Annotated in this window: 19 protein-coding genes and 1 pseudogene; 11 read left to right on the top strand and 9 right to left on the bottom strand. The window is 69.9% G+C overall.

Annotated elements, in window-relative coordinates:
• The first annotated feature begins 377 nt into the window (after positions 1 to 377).
• Entirely contained in the window at positions 378 to 1,346 is a 969-nt protein-coding gene (locus ACFY2B_RS28135) for a zinc-binding dehydrogenase (RefSeq protein ID WP_390765858.1), read from the top strand.
• A gap of 116 nt (positions 1,347 to 1,462) precedes the next feature.
• Here the strand turns inward: ACFY2B_RS28135 and ACFY2B_RS28130 are convergent, their stop codons facing one another.
• Positions 1,463 to 2,779, bottom strand: coding sequence for an MFS transporter (locus ACFY2B_RS28130; RefSeq protein ID WP_390765857.1), 1,317 nt, complete (start codon positions 2,777 to 2,779; stop codon positions 1,463 to 1,465).
• A gap of 41 nt (positions 2,780 to 2,820) precedes the next feature.
• Here ACFY2B_RS28130 and ACFY2B_RS28125 point away from each other — a divergent pair, with 41 nt between their 5' ends.
• Positions 2,821 to 3,321: a citrate/2-methylcitrate synthase gene (locus ACFY2B_RS28125; protein ID WP_390765856.1), complete on the top strand. Its 501-nt coding sequence runs from the start codon at positions 2,821 to 2,823 to the stop codon at positions 3,319 to 3,321.
• Here ACFY2B_RS28125 and ACFY2B_RS28120 read toward each other — a convergent pair.
• From ACFY2B_RS28120 to ACFY2B_RS28110, 3 genes are all read right to left on the bottom strand, one after another.
• Positions 3,297 to 3,419 carry a hypothetical protein gene (locus ACFY2B_RS28120; RefSeq protein WP_390765855.1) on the bottom strand — a complete coding sequence of 41 codons (123 nt, stop codon included), beginning with the start codon at positions 3,417 to 3,419 and terminating at the stop codon, positions 3,297 to 3,299. The genes ACFY2B_RS28125 and ACFY2B_RS28120 overlap by 25 nt on opposite strands.
• 88 nt (positions 3,420 to 3,507) lie before the next feature.
• Complete coding sequence (locus tag ACFY2B_RS28115; protein ID WP_390765854.1) at positions 3,508 to 4,455, bottom strand: DUF5996 family protein; 948 nt, start codon at positions 4,453 to 4,455, stop codon at positions 3,508 to 3,510.
• A gap of 417 nt (positions 4,456 to 4,872) precedes the next feature.
• Positions 4,873 to 7,605 carry an AAA family ATPase gene (locus ACFY2B_RS28110; protein ID WP_390765853.1) on the bottom strand — a complete coding sequence of 911 codons (2,733 nt, stop codon included), beginning with the start codon at positions 7,603 to 7,605 and terminating at the stop codon, positions 4,873 to 4,875.
• Positions 7,606 to 7,828: 223 nt separating this feature from the next.
• On the opposite strand from ACFY2B_RS28110, the gene budA reads away from it, so the two are divergent.
• The 3 genes from budA (at position 7,829) to ACFY2B_RS28095 (ending at position 10,874) form a co-directional block, all read left to right on the top strand.
• Positions 7,829 to 8,632 carry an acetolactate decarboxylase gene (gene budA, locus ACFY2B_RS28105; RefSeq protein WP_390765852.1) on the top strand — a complete coding sequence of 268 codons (804 nt, stop codon included), beginning with the start codon at positions 7,829 to 7,831 and terminating at the stop codon, positions 8,630 to 8,632.
• 31 nt (positions 8,633 to 8,663) lie between these two features.
• Positions 8,664 to 10,349 carry an acetolactate synthase AlsS gene (gene alsS, locus ACFY2B_RS28100; protein ID WP_390765851.1) on the top strand — a complete coding sequence of 562 codons (1,686 nt, stop codon included), beginning with the start codon at positions 8,664 to 8,666 and terminating at the stop codon, positions 10,347 to 10,349.
• Positions 10,350 to 10,733: 384 nt separating this feature from the next.
• Positions 10,734 to 10,874: a hypothetical protein gene (locus ACFY2B_RS28095; RefSeq protein ID WP_390765850.1), complete on the top strand. Its 141-nt coding sequence runs from the start codon at positions 10,734 to 10,736 to the stop codon at positions 10,872 to 10,874.
• A 132-nt stretch (positions 10,875 to 11,006) separates the two neighbouring features.
• Here ACFY2B_RS28095 and ACFY2B_RS28090 read toward each other — a convergent pair whose 3' ends face one another.
• A complete protein-coding gene (locus tag ACFY2B_RS28090; protein ID WP_390765849.1) occupies positions 11,007 to 11,444 on the bottom strand; it encodes a helix-turn-helix domain-containing protein in 438 nt (145 codons plus the stop codon).
• A 575-nt stretch (positions 11,445 to 12,019) separates the two neighbouring features.
• On the opposite strand from ACFY2B_RS28090, the gene ACFY2B_RS28085 reads away from it, so the two are divergent.
• The 4 genes from ACFY2B_RS28085 (at position 12,020) to npdG (ending at position 15,351) form a co-directional block, all read left to right on the top strand.
• Complete coding sequence (locus ACFY2B_RS28085; RefSeq protein ID WP_390765848.1) at positions 12,020 to 12,523, top strand: MarR family winged helix-turn-helix transcriptional regulator; 504 nt, start codon at positions 12,020 to 12,022, stop codon at positions 12,521 to 12,523.
• 344 nt (positions 12,524 to 12,867) lie between these two features.
• Positions 12,868 to 13,407, top strand: coding sequence for a YbhB/YbcL family Raf kinase inhibitor-like protein (locus ACFY2B_RS28080; RefSeq protein ID WP_390765847.1), 540 nt, complete (start codon positions 12,868 to 12,870; stop codon positions 13,405 to 13,407).
• A gap of 137 nt (positions 13,408 to 13,544) precedes the next feature.
• Positions 13,545 to 14,540: an LLM class flavin-dependent oxidoreductase gene (locus ACFY2B_RS28075; RefSeq protein ID WP_390765846.1), complete on the top strand. Its 996-nt coding sequence runs from the start codon at positions 13,545 to 13,547 to the stop codon at positions 14,538 to 14,540.
• Between the two features lie 85 nt (positions 14,541 to 14,625).
• A complete protein-coding gene (gene npdG, locus ACFY2B_RS28070) occupies positions 14,626 to 15,351 on the top strand; it encodes an NADPH-dependent F420 reductase (RefSeq protein ID WP_390765845.1) in 726 nt (241 codons plus the stop codon).
• A gap of 194 nt (positions 15,352 to 15,545) precedes the next feature.
• On the opposite strand, the gene ACFY2B_RS28065 is transcribed toward npdG, so the two are convergent.
• Positions 15,546 to 16,319: an SDR family NAD(P)-dependent oxidoreductase gene (locus tag ACFY2B_RS28065; protein ID WP_390765844.1), complete on the bottom strand. Its 774-nt coding sequence runs from the start codon at positions 16,317 to 16,319 to the stop codon at positions 15,546 to 15,548.
• A 121-nt stretch (positions 16,320 to 16,440) separates the two neighbouring features.
• On the opposite strand from ACFY2B_RS28065, the gene ACFY2B_RS28060 reads away from it, so the two are divergent.
• Entirely contained in the window at positions 16,441 to 17,028 is a 588-nt protein-coding gene (locus ACFY2B_RS28060; protein ID WP_390765843.1) for a TetR/AcrR family transcriptional regulator, read from the top strand.
• A 340-nt stretch (positions 17,029 to 17,368) separates the two neighbouring features.
• Here ACFY2B_RS28060 and ACFY2B_RS28055 read toward each other — a convergent pair.
• Positions 17,369 to 17,722 (bottom strand): annotated as a pseudogene (locus tag ACFY2B_RS28055) (transposase); the annotation flags it as partial.
• A 26-nt stretch (positions 17,723 to 17,748) separates the two neighbouring features.
• A complete protein-coding gene (locus tag ACFY2B_RS28050) occupies positions 17,749 to 18,396 on the bottom strand; it encodes a hypothetical protein (protein ID WP_390765842.1) in 648 nt (215 codons plus the stop codon).
• Positions 18,397 to 18,492: 96 nt separating this feature from the next.
• Between ACFY2B_RS28050 and ACFY2B_RS28045 the strand changes: the two genes are divergently transcribed.
• On the top strand, positions 18,493 to 19,059 hold the full coding sequence (locus ACFY2B_RS28045; protein WP_390765841.1) for a TetR/AcrR family transcriptional regulator: 567 nt from the start codon (positions 18,493 to 18,495) through the stop codon (positions 19,057 to 19,059).
• 149 nt (positions 19,060 to 19,208) lie between these two features.
• Here the strand turns inward: ACFY2B_RS28045 and ACFY2B_RS28040 are convergent, their stop codons facing one another.
• On the bottom strand, positions 19,209 to 21,197 hold the full coding sequence (locus tag ACFY2B_RS28040) for a SpoIIE family protein phosphatase (RefSeq protein ID WP_390765840.1): 1,989 nt from the start codon (positions 21,195 to 21,197) through the stop codon (positions 19,209 to 19,211).
• Between the last annotated feature and the right edge of the window lie 136 nt (positions 21,198 to 21,333).

The following is a 21,333-nucleotide window of genomic DNA, read 5'->3' as shown; positions in this document are numbered from 1 at the left end:
ACCCGCTGGTCCTGGCCCACCGGCGCGGAGGGCGTGGACGACGGCACCCGACGGGCCATTCGGTGTCGGGCACCGGCCCGATCGGCACGAGGACCGCCTCGGCCTCATGGACGGATGGTCGAGCGGGAGTCAGTCGAAGTGAGTCGAAGGAGCCTTCACCACTCTCACTTCGCCTGGCCGGACAGGGCCGTCCGTTAGCGTCGCGGCGAAGACCTCGCACCTGCGCGGGACATCCCCTCCTGACAGCGGGACGTCCCCTCCTGGGACAGACCGGGCGGGGCGAGGACCGGCGGCGCGTATGCCGCCGCGGCTGCGGACGAGGGCTGTTCGTTCCCCCCTGGGCACGGCCGCCGGTCCGTCAGAGAGGATGAGAGCAGATGAAGGCAGTATCGGTCCGCGCCTACGGCAGTCCCGACGGGCTGGAGGTGGTGGACCTCCCCGTTCCGGTGCCCGTTACCGGACAGGTGCTGATCGCCGTCGAGGCGGCCGGCGTCGGCGGTGTCGACACCTTGGTCCGCAGCGGTGCCCTGGCCGCCTACGGCTACCAGGAGGGCCACATCCTGGGCGGTGAGGTGGCGGGCACCGTGACCGCGGTCGGCGACGGCGTCGACGCCACTTGGACAGGCCGTCGGGTCTGGGGCTTCACCGGCACCGGTGGAGGCTACGTCGAACAGGCCGTCGCGGCCGTCGAAGACATCGTCTCCCTCCCTTCCGGCCTCTCCGCCGTCGACGCGGTGACCCTCGGCAGTTCCGGAGTGGTCGCCCACTTCGGGCTCTCCCGCGCCCGCTTCGCACCCGGGGAGACCGTTCTGGTGCGGGGCGCGGCCGGCAGCATCGGGATCACGGCCGTACAGCTCGCGGTCCGCGGTGGCGCCGCCGCGGTGGCGGTCACGACCTCCTCGGCCGAGCGCGGCCGACGGTTGCGCGGGCTCGGTGCGACCCATGTGCTCGACCGCTCCGGCGAAGGCGGCGCGGACGCCCCCGTGGGCTATGACGTCATCATCGACGTGGCGGCAGGCCCCCACCTGCCCTCGTTCTTCGACCGCCTCGATCCCAACGGCCGCATGGTGGTCGTGGGAGCTGTCGCGGGCCGGCCCCCCGCGGACTTCGGCATGCGGATGATGACCGACTTCCAGAAGTCGCTCTCCTTCTCCGCCTTCAGCGCCGCCACCGTCACCGCGACCGACCGGAACGCCGTACGGAGCGAGCAGTTCGCCGCTGCCGCCCGGGGAGAGATCCAGACAGTGGTCCATGAGCTGCTGCCGCTCGACCAGGCGGCCGACGCCCACCGGAAGATGGACGCGGGCGAGGTCTTCGGGCGGATCGTGCTGACACCGCAGTCCTGAGGCTCGTGGCGCACGGTCGGCGCCGTCGGCTGCACGACGGTCTCGGGCACCCGAGTTCGGGGTGGTGGATCCACGTCGGCACCGACAGCCGCCGGCATGTGCTCGTCCGGACGGTTTCAGGCCACGGCGCGCCGTGAACGCGGCGCGATCGGCGGGACCCCGGCCCCGTCGTCGGGCCGCGGATCGCGGACGAGGGCGACACCGACGAGGCCGGCGAGGCTGGTGACGACGATCCACGCGGCCACGGCCCACCAGCCGCCGAAGACGTCGAGGAGCCAGGTCGCGATGAGCGGCGCGAGGCCGCCCCGATGATGGTGCCGCCCTCGCGTCCGATCGACATGCCGCTGTAGCGGATGTTGGCACCGAACAGCGAGGCGAAATAGCCGGGCTGGATGGCGTCGTTGGAGGCGTTCGCGACCGCGATGACGGCTGCGATGAACACGATGATGAGCGCGCTCTGCGTGGTTCTCAGGACCAGGAAGAGAGGGAACGCCGCGACGGCACCGGCAGTCAGGCTGAAGGCCATGACCTTGCCGAAGCCGACACGGTCGGCGAGCTGTCCCCACATGGGGCACAGCAGGGCCGCCGCTGCGGCACCGACCAGAAGGGCGGTGAGGGTGACCCGGCTGGCGATGCCGAGGTTTCCGGTGGCGTAGGAGAGGCAGAAGACGGAGACGATGTAGAAACACGTGTTCTGGCCGATACGCATCAGGAAGATCGCCGCTATGTTGCGCGGGTGTGAGCGCAGGGCGTCGAGCAGCGGGAACCGGGATCGGGTTCCCGCGTCCTTCATCTGCTCGAACCCCGGGGGTTTCGGAGACCCGGCGGCGCATGAAGACGCCGACGAAGACGATGAGGACGCTGAGCACGAAAGGAATCCTCCAGCCCCAGGCCAGCAGCTGGGTCTGGGACATGAGACCGCCGAGGATCACGAAGACGAGGTTGCCGATCAGCATGCCGACGTAGACGGCGGCGGAGAGGAAGCTCCCCCAGAACCCGTGCCGTCGGCCGGTGTGCTCAAGGGTCAGCAGGGAGGCCCCGCCCCACTCGCCGCCGGCGCCGAGTCCCTGCAAGAGCCGAATGGCGACGAGGAGGACGGGCGCGGTGACACCGATGGCCTGGTAGCTGGGCAGCAGGCCGATGGCGGTGGTCGCCAGACCCATGACCATGAGGGTGATCATGAGGACACGTTTGCGGCCGAGCCGGTCGCCGTAGTGTCCGCAGAGCACACCGCCGAGGGGCCTGGCGACGAAACCCGTGGCATAGACGGCGAACGACAGCAGTGTGCCGATGGCAGGGCTCTCGGACGGGAAGAACAACTTCGGGAAGACCAGTGCCGAGGCTGTTCCGTAGAGGAAGAAGTCGTACCAGTCGACGATCGTGCCGATCGAGGCGGAGGAGACGACGCGCCGCATGCCGGTCGTGTGCGCCACAGGGTTACTCCGTAAGTTGTCAGGCGGCCCGGGAGGGCCGGGTGCTCGGGGCCGGCTCCGTCATCCTCGGCAGCTCCGAGGACACCGCACACCTGCTGGCGTCCGTCGTCGCCGCCGCGGCCGACGGCGGCTCGATGGAAGCCTGTGCCCGAACGGCCGTGCAGGAGCTGCGGAGCACACACAGCCCGGTCCCGGGCGTGGGACATCCCCTGCACCGCGAGCGCGACCCCCGCGCCGAGGCACTGCTGGCGTACGCGGAGTCCCTGGGCCTGCGGGGGCCCCACACACGTGCCCTCGCCGCGGTCGTCGACGTGGTTCCGGAGATCTACGGACGACGTCTCGTGCTCAACGTGTCAGGGGCCATCCCTGCGGTGCTGCTCGACGCCGGCTTCCCGGCCCGGGCGATGAAGGGCATCCCGCTGATCGGAGGCACGATGAGTCTGGTGGCGCATCTGCTGGAAGAACAGGTCACGCCGATCGGGTTCGCCCTCGCGGACGCCGCCGAGAAGGAGGTGGACTACTCCGGGCCCACGCCGTCGTGAACCGGGCGCCGGGCGCCCAGCACCGAGTGCAGCACCTCCAGCCCCTTCGCCAGCGAGGCCACAAAATCGGTCTGCTTCGCCTTCACGTTTTGCGGCATGCGAAAACAATAGCCTGTCTCGGCACGACGTCGTCCAGCTCGATGCTCCCCGGCGTCCCGGCGGTCCCGAGCGGGCGCCGAAGTGTCGTCAGTGGTGCTCCCAGTGGCGGTGTGCGCGGACCTCCAGCGCCGTCCGGTCCCATCCGCCCAACCTGGCCGTCGCCCCATAGGTGCTGTGCAGGAATTCACTCAGCGTCCGATCCGGGTCGGCGGAGTCGGCGACCGTCTCGTAGGGCAGTACGAACTCACCGCTCTCCCTCAGGTATCTGGCCGCCGCGGGACGGACCGGGCAGTCGGCGAAGCCTGCCGGTTCGGGATAGGCGTAGGCGTAGAACGCGCCCTCCGCGCCGCCACCGGGCCAGAACCCGTAACTGGACAACTCGGCGGAGTACGCCTCCCGTGTCACCCAGTCCGGCATGTTCGGGACGCCGCCGCTGGGATGCGGTGGCGCGGGCCGCCCGGAGAAGCGGGTGTAGGCCAGGTCCATCGATCCCCAGAAGAAGTGCACGGGGCTGGTCTTGCCGACGAATTGGGACCGGAACTCGCCGAACACCCGGCTGGCCTGGACGAGTTGGCCCCAGAACAGCCGCGCGGCGTGTGGGTCGTAGGAGGCGTGCCGGTAATCGTCCGCGAACGGGATGGCCGGTTCCACCTCGTTCGGCCTCGGGTATATGCGCGTCCGAATGCCCAGCTCTCCCAGCGCGCCCATGGTCTCGGCGTAGAACTGGGCGACGGGCTTGGGCTCCAGCGCCAGCTCACGCCTGTTGCCGCCGCCTGCCCGGATGACCAGCCGCTGGTCGACGAAGTCGAACTCGATATCGAATGAGCCGGTCCGGTACGGGATCGCGGAAGTGGTGAGCCCCCGTGGCGTGACATACAGGGTGACCTGCCACCAGTGGTTCACCATGGGTGCGTGGGCCAGCCGGATCTTGCCGACGATCTGGGTCCACATGTGCAGTGTGTCCCGGGACTCGGCCCAGTCCGCCACCCGCAGCCGTGGCCAGCTCCCGACCCGCTGTGTTCTCTGCCTGGTCATCGTGCCTCCCACGGGTCTCGCCGCTCAGGCAACTCGCCATCGCCGATTTCCGGCGCCCCCAAATCCCTGACACCGCACCGACCATCGGACGAAAACATTCCAGTTCACCCCAGATTACCCCCGTACACCAGGGCTGACCAGGCAGAACCGATGCGGCGGACGCAAGCTGCGGACCAGCCCACCGGCGGATCCCAAGGACGTCATGAGCGGGTACGGGCTGAGTCCGGGAAGCGGTCACTGATCAACAGTCAGAGGTGATGTCCACGAGAGACGACGTCACATTCCGTCGACTGCCAGAAGAACGCGGAAATGCGACTGCGAACCCCGACGGATCGGGGAGGGAGCCCACGGCCGCCCGCTGCTCACCTCCGGCCCGTGCCCGAGTGAATCCGTGGTGGTGCCGTTCGCGGTGCCGGATCAGGGGGAGTTCTTGTCCTCGTGCTCGGGCAGGCGTCGGGCCAGCTGTGTACGGGAGGTGACTCCGAGTTTGTGGAACGCCTTGTGCAGGTGGTACTCGACGGTCCTGGGGCTGATGAACAGCCGGGTGGCGATCTCGTTGTTGGTCTCGCCCTGAGCCACCAGCCGGCAGATCCGCAGCTCCTGCGCCGTGAGGTCGCCCTGCGTGCCGGGGCCGGGCCTGCGGGTGCGCACCCCGGTGGCGGCCAGCTCGGTCCGGGTCCGCTGTGCGAATCCGGCCATGCCGGTCTGTGTGAACAGGTCGAGTGCCCGCTGCAGTTGGCCACGGGCGTCGGACTGCCGCCGCTGCCGCCTGAGCCATTCGCCGTACTGGAGGTGGGCGCGGGCCAGGTCCGGGCGAAGGCGGGTGCGGCCGAGGCGGTCCATCGCCTCCCGGTACAGGTCCTCGGCCCGGTCGTCGGCGGTCAGCAGTGCCCGGCAACGTGCTCTGATGCCCAAGGCCCAGTCGCTCGTGCCGCCGGCCGCGGCGAGCCGTTCGAGCGCGCTCGCCGCCTCGTCCGTCTCCCCGACGCGGGAGGCCGCTTCGATCAGTTCGGCCAGCCCCCAGTTCCGGAACCGCTGCGCCGGTTCGTCCCGGGCGGCGTCGCGGGCCGCTGCCAGGGCCTGGCCGTACTCCCCGGTCCCGTTGTGCAGCAGTGCCGTCGCCCACTGGATGAAGCTGAGTCCGACGCCCTCGCCACGGTCCAGCGCGTCCTTGGTCCCGGCGTCGGTCAGGGCGGCCGCCCTGTCCACCTGGCCGCGGAAGGCCGCCTCGCCCAGTGCGCCGTAGGGCGCGATGCCGCTGCCGGTCACCTCGGCGATGGCGGCCTGCTCGTCGGCGAGTACCGCGGCTTTCGCGAACTCGCCGGCGAACAGGTGCGCACCGGCGCGGGTGCTGAGCGCCACCGGCAGGATCGCGAGCATCCCGGCCTCGCGGCCGTAGCCTACGAAGCGCTCCGAGATGACCTCCCAGCTGTCGAAATCCCACAGCAGCCCGGCCGCGTGGCCCGCCAGCCAGAGCCAGCGCAGGCCCTCCTCCCGGCCGATGAGTTCGGTGCGGAAGGCGTGCACGGCCTGCGCGAGGATCGGCGCGCCGGCCGGGTAGCCGGCGGTGATCAGCCGTGCGAATCCGTCCAGCAACAGGTCGGCCGGGGCGGGTGGGCCCGGCGGCGGCGGTGCGGACAGCGCCGCTCGCGCCGCCTGGGCCAGTCCGGCACCGCCGCTCAGCCGGCCGGCGATCAGTGCGGCGCCCAGCGCTTCGAGGTAGGTCGATCGCGCCTGCACCGGGCTGGCTGCTCCGAATCCGGCCGCCGCCCTGAGCAGCAGGGCCGACGCCTGGCTGCCGAAGTCGCGGGCGAAGGCGATCCGCCCGCGCAGCAGGTCCGTCCGGGCGCGGTCGTCCGGTGCGAGCGGCCCCGCTTCCGCGGCCGCCGCCAGTTCCAGGGCCGCGTCGAAACCGCCGGCCTGCATCGTCGCCTCACCCGCGGCCAGCATGCGCCGGGCCCTGCGCGCCGGGTCGATCGTCAGGTGCGCGCTGCGGGTGAGGAAGGCGGCGGCCCCGGCCATGCCGCCGCGGGACCGGGCCCGCGTCGCACACCGCTCCAGTTCCTCCGCGACCCGTTCATCGGGGCCGAGTGTCGCCTTCGCGAGGTGCCAGGCCCGCCGATCCGGGTCCCGCTGCGGGTCGGTGGCCTCGGCCAGCGCTCTGTGCACAGCGCGCCGGTCGGCGTGCGGGGCCGTGTGGTAGACGGCCGAACGGACCAGCGGGTGACGGAAGGCCACATGGCCGGCGATCGCCAGCAGCCCGGCGGACTGGGCCGCGCCGGCCGCCTCGGGCCCGATGCCCAGCAGGGTGGCCGCCCGCCACACCAGCACCGGGTCACCCAGCGGCTCCGCGGCCGCGATCAGCACGAGCAGGCGTGAGTCCGCGGGGAGTGCAGCGAGCCGCCGGGCGTAGATCGTCTCGATCCGTGCGGCCGGCGTGGGCAGGTCGGGGACCGCGAAGCCGCCGGCCAGTTGGTCGGGTCCGGTCGCGCGGGCCAGTTCGAGCAGCGCCAGCGGGTTGCCGCGTGCCTCGGCGATGATCCGCGCGCGCACCTGCCGGTCCACCGGCGCGATCATCGCGGCATCGAGCAGTGCTTCCGCGTCCTCGTCGCGCAGCCCGCGCACGTGCAGTTGCGGCAGGCCGTCCAGGACGGCTTCCCCACCGCGGGTGGCGAACAGCATGGCGACCGGTTCCGCCTGCAGCCGCCGTGCCACGAAGGCGAGCACCTGGAGGGAGGCAGCGTCGACCCACTGTGCGTCGTCGATCAGGCACACCTGCGGCCGCTGCGCGCTCGCCTCCGAGAGCAGTCCCAGCACCGCCAGCCCGACCACGAAGCGGTCGGGCGCGGGACCCGTGGTCAGCCCGAGCGCCACGCCCAGCGCGTCGCGCTGCCGCCCGGGCAGGCGCCGGCTCAGGTCCAGCATCGGCGCGCAGAGCCGTTGCAGCGCGGCAAAGGCAAGCTGCTTCTCCGATTCCGCCCCGGAGAGCCGGACGATCCGTGCGTCCGTCGGCCGCTGTGCGGCGTAGTCGAGCAGGGCCGTCTTCCCGATACCGGCCTCACCACGCAGGACCAGGGTGCCGCCGCGGCCCGCGCGGACCACTTCGAGCAGGTCGCCGAGGGTGGCGCGCTCCCGCTGCCGACCGAGCACCGTCCGCTGCTCCCTTCAGCATCCTTACGCGTGAGGGTAACTGTCCGTGACTACGGCAGCCACTCGGCACCCAGCCGGCGAGTGTCGGAAGGGACTGGGGATTCCACGGATTCGTGCGGCACCTGGCCGCACCCACAATCGAAAGCACATTTCATGCTATTTGGCCTTAATGAACGACATTCTCCCCACTGCAGAGACTTCCCACCACAGAGAACGGCTGGCCATGAACACTTCACCCAACAAGAGTCCCCGTGCGGACTTCCGCCGCTGGGCCGGCGGCATCCTCGCCCACCACAGCGCCGGCACCGCCGCCGACGCCCCTCGTGAGGTGTTCCAGACGTCGACGATCGGCGCGCTCCTCGCCGGCGTCTACGACGGCGATGTCACCATCGGCGAACTTCTGGAACACGGCGACTTCGGCCTCGGCACCTTCAACCGCCTCGACGGCGAGATGCTCGTGCTGGACGGAGTCTGCTACCACCTGCGCGCCGACGGAAGCGTGCGCCCCGCCGGTGACGACGAGCTGACGCCGTTCGCCGCCGTCACACACTTCGCGCCCGACATCCGCCTGACGGTCACCACCCCCTGCTACCGGGAAGCGCTGGTCGAGCGGATCGACGAGGCGATCACGAGCGAGAACCTCCTGTATGCCGTCCGCGTGACCGGAGAGTTCAGCACCGTGCACACCCGGACCGTGATGGAGCAGGAACCCCCGTACCCGCCGCTGACCGAAGCCGCCGCCGGGCAGCAGGAGACCGTCCTGCACGACGTAGTGGGGACGATGGCCGGCTACCGCACCCCCGCCTACGAGCAGGGAATCTCGGTGGCCGGGTACCACCTGCACTTCATCGACGACACGCGGCGCCGCGGGGGCCACGCGCTCGACTTCCGGATGGAGCGCGGCACCGTCGAGATCAGCGCCGCCTCCGAATTCCATCTGAGCCTGCCCCGGACCGCGGAGTTCCTGGGTTCCCGGCTCTCGCAAGCCGATGCCGACCAACAGATCCGTCTGGCCGAAGGCTCCTGAAGCCCGGCCCACGCCCACAGGAGTGCCCACGATGAACACCTCCGACGTCCGCTCCGCCCAGGCGGCGATCGACACGCTCTCCGCCTACGGAGTCCAGTACATCTTCGGAGTGCCCGGAGCGAAGATCGACGCCCTCTACGACGTACTGGTCGACGGCGGGCCCCAGCTGGTCGTCTGCCGGCACGAGTGCAACGCCGCGCTCATGGCCGCGGCGGCCGGGCGGCTCACCGGAATCCCGGGAGCCACGATCGTCACCTCCGGCCCCGGCACGACCAACACCCTCACCGGCCTGATCACCGCCACCACGGAGCAGTACCCCGTGATCGCGCTGTGCGGCGCCGTGCCGCGCCGGGACAGGCTCAAGCGGACCCACCAGTCGATGGACGCCACCGCCGCGCTCAAACCGTTCACCAAGTACGTCGGGGAGGTCAACGACCCCGACAACGTCCCGGAGACCGTCGCCAACGCCCTGCGGGCCGCGGTCACCGAGCCGCGGGGCGCGACCGCCGTCGTCCTGCCCGCCGACATCGTGAGCGCCCCCACCTCCGCGAGCGTCAGCCGGCCGCAGCCGGTGCCCGCTCTCGGTCCCGCTCCGCAGTCCGGGATCCGCGAGGCCGCGGAGCTGGTCCGCAACGCCGAGCGCCCGGTGGTCCTCGTCGGTATGCGCGCGGCGGACGCCGAACCGTGTGCGGCGCTGCGGCAGCTGCTCGCCGAGACCGACCTGCCGGTCGTCGAGACCTTCCAGGCGGCCGGAGTCGTCTCCCGCGCGCTGGAGGACCACTTCGTCGGCAGGGTCGGGCTGTTCCGCAACCAGCCCGGCGACATTTTGATCGCGCACGCCGACGTGCTCGTCACCATCGGGTACGACGCGGTGGAGTACGACCCCGGGCTGTGGAACACCGACCCGGCGCGCACCGTCGTGCACATCGACTCCGTGCCGGCGGACATCGACAACCACTACCAGCCCACGGTCGAGCTGCGGGGCGACATCGCCGCCACCGTCACCGAACTGGCGGCGTCGCTCTCCGGCCTGCGCCTCGACGACGACGCGAAGGCGGCGGTCAGCGAACAGCGTGCCGCCCTCGAACGCATCGACCACGAGGCGCGCCACGCCGCGACGACCGAGGAGGGACTCAACCCCGCCGCCGTGGTCCTCAAGCTGCGCGAGCTGGTGGACGACGACGCCACGGTGGTCAGCGACGTCGGCTCGCACTACATCTACATGGCCCGGCACTTCCGCGGATACGAGCCGCAGCACCTGCTGTTCTCCGACGGCCAGCAGACCCTCGGCGTGGGCCTGCTGTGGGCAATGGTGGCCGCCCTGGTCAGGCCCGGTACCCAGGTGCTGTCCGTCTCCGGTGACGGCGGCTTCCTCTTCACCGCTCAGGAACTGGAGACCGCCACCCGCCTCGGCGTCCACCTCACGCACGTGATCATGCGCGACAACCGCTACGACATGGTGGCGTTCCAGGAGATGCTCAAGTACGGACGTACCTCCGGCGTCGACCTCGGCGACTACGACATCACCCAGTACGCGGGCGCGTTCGGCGCACGGGGCGTCAGGGTCGAGACGATGGAGGAGCTGGAGGCCGAACTCAAGCGCTCGCTCGCGCCCCCGGACCCCGGCGACAGCGGCGTCACGGTCATCGACGTCCGAGTCGACAGCAGCCGCAACGCCGAACTGTTCGCGCAGCTCCACGAAGGCGTACTGGAATAGGGCCGGGCCTGCCCCGGTGTTGCCGTGAGGCCGGGGCGGGGGCCGGGGCCTCTGCCCCCGGCCGGGCCGGTCGGACGGCGGGCACACACCGGCAGGCGGAGAGACCCGCCGTCCCACCACCGTGGCGCGTCACACGACGGCCAGGTACCGACCACCACCGCCCGGTACCGCACGACGCGCACGAACGCGTCCGCCGACAAGGCAACAGGCTCGTGTTCGACGACAGCATCACGCCCGTCCACCGAGCCGGGCAGGCAGTGCTGTGGGAAGGCACTCACCGCATCGACGGCAACCTGCTGCTCGAAGCGGCACCGGGACGCACTCCCGGGCTCGTCCGTACTCACCCTGCACTCGGGCACCGACCGTGCCGTCTTCGTCGGAGACATGCTGCACGGTCCCGTCCAGGTCCTGGAACCCAGCTGGAGCAGCTGCTTCTGCATCGACCCCCGGCTCGCGGCCAAGACCCGGCGCACCTACCTCTCCCACGCTGCCGAACTGCACGAACTCGTCATCCCGGCGCACTGACCGGGACACGGAGCCGCCACGATGCGGAGCGACGGCGAGGCATACGCCCTCGATGCCTGGGCCGACCCCCACGCCCGTGACCGGCCGTCCCGGAGCGCCCGGCTCGCGCCACAGTCCCCGGCGCGCTGACAGCTATCCCCCGCTCCGAGCGGGACGGTGGGCGGCTCGCCATCGGCCCGGCGGGAGGCCGTGGCTGCGGCGGAAGGCGGTGGCAAAGGCGAATTCGTTGTTGTAGCCGACGCTGTCGGCGATGACGGCCGGCGTGGCGTCGGTACGCAGCAGTGCGTCCTCGGCATGTCCCATCCGCAGCTCGGTCACATAGGTGCCGGGGCTCTGGCCGATGACTTCCTTGAAGGTGGCGCTGAAACCGGCCCGGGACATCCCCGCCGTGTGCGCCATGGCTTCCAGGATCCACTTGTGCTCGGGGCGTTCATTGACCGCCTGGATCACCCGTGCGAGTTTCGGATGGGTCAGCGCCCGGTACCAGCCGGGCGCCCGGTGCTCGTCCTGCTGCCACCAGGTGCGCAGCGCGTACACCAGAATGAGGTCCAACAGCAGGTCCAGCAGCACCTGTTGCCCGTACCCGTTCCCGTCTCCGCCGGGGCCCAGCGGGTTCTCGGCCGTACGGCCACCGGGTTCGCGGACTGGGCGGCGCGTGAAGTCCGCGACGCGTCATGGGCGGCCTCCGGAAGCGGGCACAGCTGAGGCGTGCGGTGCGGCATCCCCTCGTGCGCCCCTGCCCCCTGACACCTCTGACACGTATGACACGTATGACACGTCGAAGGGCGACTGCTGGGTGTCGGCAACGGGCAGGCCCCTTCCGACTGCTGTGGCTGCGCATGTCCCCGCACCGAGACGGAGAGCACCGCAGAACTGGTCCGGGATCCGCTGCGCGACCAGCACCCGGCCCAGGCCGGTCGTCCGACAGGGCGTGGCGTGCGCGGCTGGGACAACCAACTGTTGCGGTTCGGCGACGGCCTCGGCCCGGACCAGGCGCGTGCGGGGGTTGCCTTCGCGGGCTCGGTCAGTCGTGCCGCGTGGTGCAGGAGGTGCCGAGGTGGGGACTCACCCCTGCTGAAAGAGGGCTGCCAACCTTCAACTCAACACCTTTATATAAACTAGTTTGGTCGTGTAGAGTCACTCCCATGCACGGTGACCTGCAAGCCCTCGGCAGGGCGATCAAGCAGTCGCAGTACCGCCAGAACCGAGCCCTCGACGCCGCTCTGTCCACGGTGGGCACGACGCTCGCCCAGTGGGATGCTCTGTGCGCGATCAACACCTGGCCCGGGGCTTCGGCCCGCGCCCTGGCCGCGGCGACCTTCCAGAGCGAGCAGGCGTTCGGAACACCGGTGGGCCGCCTGTTGGCCCGTGGCACGGTGGAGCGCCGACCGGGCCACGGCCGTCGTAACGAGCACCGCCTCACACCTGAGGGCGAGCAGCTGCTGACCGCAGGTAACAAGATCGCCGACGATGTGCCGGCCACCCGTTTCTCTTCACTGTCCGGTGCCGAGCAGGCGACCCTGCTCGACCTGCTCCAGCGTCTTGCCCGGGACGAAGCCGGACTGCCCGAACCGCCGGGCGGATCCCCTATCAGCGCTCCGCCCCCGGCCGGGGATACCTCTGCACCCCTCACCCGTCGCAGACCCTGACGTCCAAGGTGGACGTACGCAGGGAAACCCAGGCGGCCGCCGACGCGCAGTGAACACGTAGAAGGCCCCCTCACGGCGTGCCGCAGGACCTGTCGGCGCCTCGGTGGACGACACGTCTCGTGGTCTGCGGTGCGGTGACTCCGGCCGGAACTCGGCCGCAGGACCGAACTCGGCCCCGCGCGGGAGACACCTCTCGTCCAGAAGGCCCCAAGGAATCATCCGGAGGGGGCAGTCCGGTACGCACGAGGCCGCCGCGTACACACCACAACACTCCACGTCGGCGGTTCCTGACCACCCTGACGGGTCACACAGAAGCGGCTAGTCAAAGGATTTGGAACGACGCGATGAGCACCGACAACCCTTTCACCCGTCTTCCCGAGGCGGCCTCCTTCACCGTCACCAGCACCACCGTCACCCAGGGCGCCGCATGGTCGCCCGAGCAGCTCTCCGGCCTCGCCGGTGTCCCCGGCGGCAAGGACATCTCTCCTCAGTTGTCCTGGCACGGCGCCCCGGCCGGCACCCAGAGCTACGCCGTCACCGTCTACGACCCCGACGCGCCCACCGGATCCGGCTTCTGGCACTGGGCCGTCGCCGACATCCCCGCCACCGTCGGCGAACTGCCCGAGGGCGCGGGCGACGACACCGGCTCCGGACTGCCCGAGGGCGCCTTCCAACTGCCCAACGACGCCCGCGCCGCCCGCTTCTTCGGCGCCGCCCCGCCGCCCGGACACGGCCCGCACCGCTACTTCGTCGTGGTGCACGCCCTCGACGTCGCGTCCATCGGCGTCCCGGCCGACGCCACCCCGGCCTTCCTCGGCTTCGCCATGTCCGGCCACACCCTCGGCCGCGCGGTCCTGACCGCCACCGCCGAAAACCCCGCCTGACGAGCTGCAAGTGCCGCGCCCACAGCGCTCGGTGAATCAATCGCCAGACGCCGGTCATGTGCTGACCGGCAGTCAGCACCACATCACGACCGGCCTGCTAACACCCGTTCGACGAACCAGGCACCCGAGGACGACTCATGAAAATTTCCTGCCAGTTCCCGACTTCCCTCGACACACCGAAGCACATCGCGCTTGCCGAACAATTGGGTTACCACCGTGCGTGGCTGTTCGACAGCCCGCAGCAGAGTCCGGACGTGTGGATGACGCTGGCGCTGGCCGCGGAACGCACCGAGCGCATCGGTCTCGGCCCGGGTGTGCTGGTGCCCGGTCTGCGCCATCCGATGGTCAACGCCTCGGGTGCCGCCGCGCTGTCCGCGCTGGCACCGGGGCGGGTCGCCGTCGCCTTCGGCACCGGATTCACCGGCGCCCGGGCCATGGGCGCCAAGTCCACGACCTGGGCCCATCTCGCGGAGTATGTCCGTACCTTCCGCGCCTTGCTACAGGGCGAGACCGTCGACTGGAAGGACGGCCGACTCCGCATGCTGCACCCGTTCGGCCACGCTCCGGCGCGTCCGATCGAGGTGCCCGTATTGATCTCGGCGGTGGGCCCCAAGGGCATCGCCGTCGCGAAGGAGCTGGCCGACGGGCTGTTCAGCATCAACGAGGAGACCAAGCACGCCAAGGAGTTCGACTGGGCCGCGCTCGGCCTGCACGGCACCGTGCTGGCGGAGGGCGAGGCCCTGGACTCGCCCCGGGTCCGTGACGCCGTCGGTCCGGGCAACGCGCTCGCCTACCACGTCGCCTACGAGTTCGGCGGCGACGTGACCGCCCTGCCCGGCGGACAGCAGTGGCTGGACGCGATCAACCGGGTGCCCGAGCGGGAACGGCACCTCGCGGTCCACGACCACCACCTGGTCGCCCTCAACGCCGCCGACCGGGCCGCCTGGGCGGCCGGCAGCTGGACTGCCGTCCCGACCACCACGGTCACCGGCTCGGCCGCACAGGTGGCCGACCGGCTGGCCGCGTACGGCGAGCAGGGCATCACCGAGATCCTCTACCAGCCCATGGGCCCGGACATCCCCCACGAGCTGGAGGCATTCATCACCGCGGCCCGCACGGGCACCGACGGCTGATCCCCTTCCCTGCATCGCATCCCGCCCGACCCGACCGGGTCCAGGCTCGGCCGTGCCGCGTTCGGCTCATCCGAAAGGACACATCGTGCGCTCAGAAACACCTTCTGCCGAGAGCGGCAGCGGCCGCGCCAAACCGTCCGCCAAGGACCCCTGGGACCTGCCCGATGTGTCCGGTCTCGTGGTGGGAATCCTAGGGGGAACCGGCGACCAGGGAAGTGGCCTCGCCTATCGGCTGGGGCGCGCCGGGCAGCGAGTGATCGTCGGTTCGCGGTCGGCCGAGCGCGCGCGGTCCGCCGCAGAATGCCTCGGCCACGGCGTGACGGGCACGTCCCATGCGGACTGTGCGCGGCGTAGTGACATCGTGATCGTCGCTGTGCCCTGGGACGGGCACCCGGCGACGTTGGCGTCCCTGCACAAGGAACTCGCGGGCAAGCTCGTCGTCGACTGCGTCAACCCGCTCGGCTTCGGGGCAAAGGACGCCTACGCGCTGAAGCCCGCGGAGGGCAGCGCGGCCGAGCAGGCCGCGGCGCTGCTGCCGGATTCCCGGGTGACCGCGGCCTTCCACCACCTCTCCGCGGTGCTGCCGCAGGACCCGGCCGTCGGCCGGATCGACACCGATGTGATGGTGCTGGGGGACAGCCGGGCGGACACCGATGCCGTGCAGGCCCTCGTCGGCCGCATCCCCGGTATGCGTGGCGTCTGTGCGGGCCGCCTGCGCGGTGCGCACCAGGTGGAGTCCCTGACGGCCAGCCTCATCTCGGTGAACCGGCGGTACAAGGCGCACGCAGGGTTGCGGCTCACCGACGTGTGACATCCGATGCGGAGCGCGTCGGCCGCGGGAACCTCCGTACCTGCCGGCCAGGCGCGTCGCCGGTCGCAAGCGCGTCGAACCGGACGGCAACGGGACGAGCACACGGCACTCACACTCGACCATGGTCCGGCTGGACGTGCTTCTTGGCCTGCGTCCCGCCGCTGCCGACGCCGACCCCACCCGCCGAACGGGCCCTAACGCCCGCCCGCCACCCGCAGTACCGCGCCGTTGGCGTACGAGGCGTCCGGGGACATCAGCCAGGAGACCGCGGCGGCGATCTCCTCCGCCCGCCCGAGGCGGCGCAGCGGAATCTCCTCGGCCAGCCGGCGCACGCGGTCGGTACCTCCCAGAGCCGAATTCATGTCCGTGTCGATCACTCCGGGGGACACCGCGTTCACCCGAATGCCGTCAGGACCGAGTTCCTTCGACAGGCCGACGGTGAGGGCATCGATGGCCGCCTTGGTCGCCGCGTAGTGGACAAGTTCACCGGGAGCGCCGTAAGTAGCCGTCCCGGACGAGATGTTCACGATCACGCCGCTCCCCCGCCCCGCCATGAGGCGGGCCGCCCGACGCGAGCACAGCAGCGTGCCGAGGAGATTCACCTCGACGACCTGCCGCAGATCGGCGGAGTCCTGGTCGGCCAGCCGCCCCGGTGAACCGGTCACCCCGGCGTTGTTGACCAGTCCGGTGATGGGCCCGAGACGCTCCTCCGCCGTGTCGAACAGCCGCTCCACATCGGCCTCCGCGGCAATGTCCACCTGCACGGTTGCACAGCGGGCCCCCGCTGCCCGCACCTCCTTCGCGACCGCCTCGGCAGCCGCCGCGTCCCGGACGTAGCCGACGGCCAGGTCATGGCCGTCCGCCGCCAGCCGCAGACAGGTCGCCGCGCCGATCCCGCGACTGCCGCCGGTGACGACGGTGACAGGACGTGTCGCCGCGTCGTTGTTGTCGATGCCGGTGCTTGTCATGGCCATCAGTCCTTCGCCATCAGTCCTTGCACACCCACGCCTATTGCACATCTCCTGTGCTCTAACACAGGCTAGTCCGCACTCAACTTAAACGCAAAGGATATGTGCGTTAAGGTGAGGTGTGAGCACCCCACAACGACGGCCAGGCGGTCGTACGGCGCGAGTACGCCGACAGATTCTGGAGGCGACTGCGGACATTCTGGCCGAGGAGGGGGCGGAGGCCGTCACCGTCTCGGCCGTGGCGGCACGGGCGGGCGTGCACCACACCACGATCTACCGGTCGTGGAAGGATCGCCGATCCCTGATCGAAGGGGTGATCGCCGGGGTCGTCGACCTGTCGGTCAGGCTGCCCGACAACGGCAACCTGCGGGACGACCTGACCGAGTTGCTCGAAAGCATCATCGCGCTCCTGCAGTCGCAGATGGGTCCGATCCTGGTCGCCCTCACGCGGTCGCCGGACGAGAGCCTCGCCAATCTGCCCCAGATCCACTGGAAGATGCGCGTCGAGCACTGCGCGGCCGTCCTCGCCCGCGCCCGCGCCCGCGGTGAGCTGGCCGCTGACGTCGATCCCCGTCTGGTCCTCGACCTTCTTACGGGACCGAACCATCGCCGCACTCAGATCACCCGCGAACCCCTGAACGACATCGACGTCGCCAGGACCGTCGACATCGTCGTCAGGGGCATCACCCAGCTCACCGCCGATGGCTGACTGCCCGCCCGGCGCAGACCACTGCGATCGCCGACGCCTCTCCGAGGGCTTGACGAAGGTGCGGTTCGAGTTCACGCGGCCGAGGGAGATGACCGGTCGTTCTCCGTGAGGAGGCGGCGCACAGCAGGGCGCACCGAGACCGACGAGGTGCACCGACTGCCGGAAAGCCGCAGGCTCTCACCTCGATCTGCCGTCACGGTATGCCGACGGAGTTGGCAGGCCGTTTCGCGTCAGTGTCTGATGGCGGGCAGGTCGGCTGCCCGGCTGTCGCGTCGGATGTGCGCCGGGCTCCACGGCTCCGATCGGGGTGGTTCTGTCCGCAGGGATGGGAAGGTGCCGGTCAGCCGGGATTCGGGAGGACGCGGAGCCGGTCCAGTCCATGGCGCCGGTGATCACATCGGTCCAGGGCCAGTGCTTCGCGAGGCGGAGGCAGCAGTCGGTGGTGACGAGCTGGGTCGCAGTGGAGAACAGCCGAATCCGCAGGCAGCGGGGCTCCCACAGACGGGCCTTGCCGGTCAGGACGAGCAGGAGCACCCAGGCCGGCAGGTCCAGCGCGATCTGGACGGTCGCCAGCCAGAGCTGGTTCTACGCGGCGTCGTGGAGGGGGGTTGCGCAGGCCGGTGGTACGGGCGGCGCGGATGCGAGTCCGGCGACCCAGGCGCCGTCGCGTATGCCGCCGTCGGGTTCGGCGGCCGGCGTCCGGACCGTGAAAGCGCGAGGCTAGAAGGTCATTCCGCCGAGTCCCACCAAGGCTCGCGCATGTTCGAGTTCACCCATGTGACGGATGCCGTGCTGGAACAGCCAGCACTCAATCGCGTCCCAGCGGGTGAGCCCATCGCTGTCGGCGACGCGGGCACTGAAGGTGCGCGCGAAGAGTTCGGGGAGCGGTCGGCTCAGAACCAGCTCGCCGAGCGATTCCGGTTCCAGGGAGCGCAGCCAGGTCTCCGTCGTGTCGAACACCGTGCGCTGGTACTCGCAGAAGGCTTCGTAGTTCCCGATGCGCTGCTGCATCATCTCGTCCACAGACCGATCTTTGCCGTGGTCCGGAACGCCGAGTCGGATGCGATCCGCCCACTCCTCATTCCAGACGGGCTGCGGGCCACCCAGCCTGACCAGGGTGATGTCCTGAAGGTTGGCCTGATGGAACAGGGAGAACGCGATGGGCAGGACGCCGTCGCGCTCCACGTGGTTCGTCTTCGTCGCATCCATGTCGTTGGACGCTTCGAGCCACAGGGAGTGCATCGCGCTCATCCTACGGACGAGCGAATTAAGAATGCTGTCAAAATCTCCTTTTGCGGCCACTTCGTCCTCAATTCTTTGATAGTCGGAGGCTTCGCTTGGCGGCGTCGTGGAGGGGGCGGCGAGCACCCGGCGAGCGGGAGCGCCGAGGAATCGGGCCAGGTTGACAACGTCAACCCTAGGTGGATGGGTTGTCACTGTCAACCTCATCGCTATGCTGCTGCCATGTCCCGGCCCACCCGAGAACGGTTGCTCGATGCTGCCCAGGCGTTGCTGGACGACGGCGGCATCGAGGCGGTCACGCTGCGCGAGGTCGGCGGTCGCGCAGGCGTTTCACACAACGCTCCGTACAAGCACTTCGCCAGTAAAGAAGCGCTCCTGGCCGCGGTGGCCGCCCGGGAGCTTCGCCGGAAGGCGGCATCGTTCCACGGCGACCGCGACCAGCCCGCAGCTGAGCGGTTGCGGGACAGCCTGCACTGGGCCATCGCCAGGGCCGTAGCCCATCCGAACCGTTTCCGGTTGATCTACGGCAGGTGGCCGACGGACGTGGCGGCCGAACTGGTCCACGCCGCGCAGGAAGCGGAACTTGCCCTCATCGGGCTCGTCGCCGAGGCGCAGGAGGCTGGAGCCCTTCCGGCAGGGGCCGAGCCGGAGAAGCTGACAGCGGTACTCCGGGCTGCTGTGCAAGGCGCAGCTGAGCTGGCGATCTCCGGTCACCTTTCGCTCGATGGACGGGCCAAGCCCGAGGCGGTGGTCGATGATCTGCTCACTCTCCTGCGCGGGCCCGAGTAGCTCGGCGGACGGGGCCACAGGACGTCGCCCTGGCCGCCGCCGCCAGCCGGGTTCTGTTCCCGTGCACCTCTGCACCCTCGCACCGCGCCGACGAGGCATCGGCCTGGCCCGCCCCCTGGCACATGGTCCGCGGCACGTCACGATGAGGGTCAGGTGAGTTCCGCCCAGATGGTCTTGCCCCTGCGGCCGTAGCGACAGCCCCAGCGTCGCGCCAGCTGAGCGACGATGTACAGGCCACGGCCGTTCTCCTCCGTCGAACGTGCACGACGCATCCGGGGTTGAGTGTTGCTGGCGTCAGTGACTTCGCAGATGACGATGCCGTCGTGGAGCAGACGCATGGCGATGGGCCCGTCGGCGTGGCGGATGGCGTTGGTGACCAGTTCACTAGCCACGATCTCCGCGGTGAACGCGAGATCCTCCAATCCCCACGCCGCCAGTTGGCCGACGACCAGGTTTCTTGCCTCCGCCACGACCGATTCGTCGGCCGCCAGATCCCTGTGGACCATGTCGGTCGCGGGTAGTTCCCTTGTACGTGCGAGGAGCAGTGCCGCGTCGTCCTCCGGGATGGTGGGCAGCATCGCCGCAACGATGTCGCGGCTTGCTTCTTGCAGGCCGACGCCCGCCACGGAGACCACCTGCGCGAGCTGACGCCGCAACACGTTGACGCCCTCTGACCCCTGTTCGTGTTCCCGCAGCAAGCCGTCGGTGTAGAGAGCGAGCACGCTGCCGGCAGCCAGCTCGACGTCCGTCATTTCGAAGGGCGCGCTACAGACGCCCAGCGGCGGACCCGGATCCAGGTCGATGAACTGGACGGTACCGTCCGGACGGACCACGGCCGGTGCCGGATGCCCCGCGCTGGCCATCAGACAGTGGCGGCTGACCGGATCATAGACAGCGTAGAGACACGTGGTCCCGGTGACCCCGTCGTCGGCTCGGCCACCGACGGACTCGCGCTCAGCAGACATGCGCCCTACCAGATCGTCGAGCCGCGAGAGCAGTTCCTGGGGATCCAGGTCCAGATCGGCGAAGCTCTGCACCGCGGTCCGCAGGCGCCCCATCAGTGCCGTCGCGCCCAGGCCGTGCCCCACCACGTCACCGACAACGAACGCGGTCCGGAACGACGACAGCGGAATGACGTCGTACCAGTCACCGCTGACACCACGTCCGGCGCCGGCCGCGACGTAAGTTCCCCCTATCTCCGCCGACGTGATCGTGGCAAAGGTCCGCGGCAGCAGACTTCTCTGGAGACTGACTGCCGTGCGGTATTCGCGCGCGTACCTCCAGGCATTATTCAGGTTCAGTGATGCCTTGGGCAGGATTTCCTGGACGAGCTTCAGGTCCTCCTCGTCGAAAGGTTGCGCGCCGGCCCGACGCGCCACGCTCAACACACCCATCAGCCCGTCGTTGGTGAACAACGGAGCCACGATCTCGGAGCGTGCCTCTTTCGGCAGAACAGTTCGCAGAAACTCGGCCTCTTCCGTCGCACCCCGAGTCAGCGCAGTCAGATCCGGCGTCAAAAAAGCTCTGTTCATACGCACTTGCCGACTTCGCCAGAATTCAGGAGTGCGGGAGATGGCCCGGTCCCGCGCCCTCAGATCAACGCGGAGGCCCCGTGCGGTACGCACCGCGCCCATCCGGCCGTGAGAGGGCCAGGGTCCCTCCAGAGTAGGCAGAGGATCCCCGCTGAACACTGCCTGGGCGAGATCGACGGCAGCCCAGTCCGCGAAATCGGGAACCAGCGCGCTGACGAGCGCATCGCACATCTGCTCCACTTCAAGTGAGTTTCCGAGGCTGCCCATGATCCTGTGAAGCAGATCGATACGGTCACCCGCACGGCCGCCGAACTCACCTGTGACGCCGGTCTTCTCATTCACGTCCGACGAGAACACGAGGAGCGTCATCGCCCGTCCCGGCTCGGCTGAGACCAGGCTCGAAACCCGGATCGATACGCCCAGGAGCTTGCCCGACTTCGCCCGCACTCGCGCATTCCCCCCGGTGGCGAGCAGTGCCTCCTCCCGTTCGGGGTCAGCCAGCACCGAACGGAAGGACTGGCCACACAGTTCTTCCACCTCGTACCCCAGCAGGGCTCCAGCGGTCGATGTGGCGAACACGATGATCGCGCATGGGTCCACGAGCACGGCTGCCTCGTCCAGGTCACCTACTGGAGCGCGGTGGACATCCGGACCGCCAGGGCCGTCCCTTGCTATATGTCCCGATGACGCCATACTCAATAAGTTTATCCCAAATGACTCTCTATCCGATCCGCCCCGATGA

Origin of the sequence: Streptomyces sp. NPDC001270 (assembly GCF_042896695.1) — a bacterium.
Taxonomy (GTDB): Bacteria; Actinomycetota; Actinomycetes; order Streptomycetales; family Streptomycetaceae; genus Streptomyces.
The sequence above is the reverse complement of the archived record's forward strand: the minus strand, read 5'-3'. Positions and strand labels throughout refer to the sequence as shown.

Excerpts from the sequence above, each read along its gene's own strand:
- ACFY2B_RS28095 (WP_390765850.1), top strand. The coding sequence starts at position 10,734 with ATGCTGCACGGTCCCGTCCAGGTCCTGGAACCCAGCTGGAGCAGCTGC.
- ACFY2B_RS28075 (WP_390765846.1), top strand. The coding sequence starts at position 13,545 with ATGAAAATTTCCTGCCAGTTCCCGACTTCCCTCGACACACCGAAGCAC.
- budA (WP_390765852.1), top strand. The coding sequence starts at position 7,829 with ATGAACACTTCACCCAACAAGAGTCCCCGTGCGGACTTCCGCCGCTGG.
- ACFY2B_RS28045 (WP_390765841.1), top strand. The coding sequence starts at position 18,493 with ATGTCCCGGCCCACCCGAGAACGGTTGCTCGATGCTGCCCAGGCGTTG.
- ACFY2B_RS28080 (WP_390765847.1), top strand. The coding sequence starts at position 12,868 with ATGAGCACCGACAACCCTTTCACCCGTCTTCCCGAGGCGGCCTCCTTC.
- ACFY2B_RS28085 (WP_390765848.1), top strand. The coding sequence starts at position 12,020 with ATGCACGGTGACCTGCAAGCCCTCGGCAGGGCGATCAAGCAGTCGCAG.
- ACFY2B_RS28115 (WP_390765854.1), bottom strand. The coding sequence starts at position 4,455 with ATGACCAGGCAGAGAACACAGCGGGTCGGGAGCTGGCCACGGCTGCGG.
- ACFY2B_RS28120 (WP_390765855.1), bottom strand. The coding sequence starts at position 3,419 with ATGCCGCAAAACGTGAAGGCGAAGCAGACCGATTTTGTGGCCTCGCTG.
- alsS (WP_390765851.1), top strand. The coding sequence starts at position 8,664 with ATGAACACCTCCGACGTCCGCTCCGCCCAGGCGGCGATCGACACGCTC.
- ACFY2B_RS28065 (WP_390765844.1), bottom strand. The coding sequence starts at position 16,319 with ATGACAAGCACCGGCATCGACAACAACGACGCGGCGACACGTCCTGTC.
- ACFY2B_RS28135 (WP_390765858.1), top strand. The coding sequence starts at position 378 with ATGAAGGCAGTATCGGTCCGCGCCTACGGCAGTCCCGACGGGCTGGAG.